The organism is Turicibacter sp. GALT-G1 (assembly GCF_025594995.1).
GTDB lineage: Bacteria > Bacillota_I > Bacilli_A > MOL361 > Turicibacteraceae > Turicibacter > Turicibacter bilis.
In genome coordinates, this window is the sequence record NZ_JAMQUS010000127.1 from 1 (window position 1) to 1,335 (window position 1,335).

Consider the following 1,335-nt stretch of genomic DNA (forward strand, 5'->3'; position numbering starts at 1 on the left):
AGCCACTTCGCTACCCCACCAGCTGGTGCCGGAAGCAGGACTTGAACCCGCAACCTACTGATTACAAGTCAGTTGCTCTACCAATTGAGCTATTCCGGCAGTTATTTAATTATGGTGGAGGATGACGGGCTCGAACCGCCGACCCTCTGCTTGTAAGGCAGATGCTCTCCCAGCTGAGCTAATCCTCCACTTAATGGTGACCCGTACGGGATTCGAACCCGTGTATGCATGCGTGAAAGGCATGTGTGTTAAACCGCTTCACCAACGGGCCTGTTCCCTTAGTGCGACTTCTTTAGTTTACCATGTTTGTCGTTTTATGTCAAATACTTTTTTTTGACATCTTTAGGTTTGTTATCCTAAAAATCAGCACTCAATTAGTTTATCATGCCCATCTATCTATGTCAACGGCTTTTTTTATTTTTATATAAAAATTTATTCTATCATCGGTAAAAGAATATCCTTACTTTCCAACAGTATATTAAATTTGAGCTAACTACCATAATCATACTAAATTAAAGTATTATGTTTACCTTTATCCAAACAACAAAATTATGTATTTGAATCGAAAATTATTTAATATGATTAATAAATAATTTTTTAAAAAGCCTCGTCTTTAAGACACGTTAAAATAAAAAAATCATCAAGTAAACTTCATAAATGATATCTTATTATAATGCTCATAGAAAAATGGCTAAACCTCATAAATCTTGATTTAAAGAAGATTATCTTAAATAATTCAAACTAAATAGTGAAACCTGATCTATATGAAATTATACGCTGTTATACTGAGGATTCTTTTTATATAAACAATCTATAATAATATCATTATCTTCATTTTCAATCCATCTTCCTTACTATCTAATCAACTAGTAACATATCTAAAAAAGCAGACTATCAAAAGGTGTATTTCAATATTTTAAAATAAAAAAAGAAATTAGGATTAATCACTATTAAATTGAGGGTCATGATTATTCAAAGCTATTATATGAACACATCTGATATGGAGTCAACAACCCTAATTTCATGAATTATAATCCCTTATTTGAAAAAATTCTATTATGCTAACACAATACTGAGTAAACTTGATTTATATTTAACATCTCATAATAACTATCTGTCCCCATTTCTAAAACTAGTTAATAAATCAATACTATTCTTAAACTTCTACCAGAAGGAATTAAAAATTTAATAGATAAATAGTTAAAGTAACCTTCTTCATCTATAAAGTATTAAAGTGATCATATCAATTTTCTTTAGTTATAAAAAAATTGAAACAGTACATTGCTACTAGATTCTAAAATTGGGGTAATTTTCTATGGTTCTATAATATTTGGT

3 tRNA genes are annotated in these 1,335 nt (G+C 30.2%); all 3 read right to left on the reverse strand.

Annotated features, from left to right (window positions below):
* Positions 1–23: 23 nt before the first annotated feature.
* Positions 24–99: transfer RNA gene (locus tag NEH74_RS13570), tRNA-Thr, on the reverse strand.
* Between the two features lie 13 nt (positions 100–112).
* Positions 113–188: transfer RNA gene (locus tag NEH74_RS13575), tRNA-Val, on the reverse strand.
* A 6-nt stretch (positions 189–194) separates the two neighbouring features.
* A tRNA-Glu gene (locus tag NEH74_RS13580) sits at positions 195–271 on the reverse strand.
* Positions 272–1,335: the final 1,064 nt, after the last annotated feature.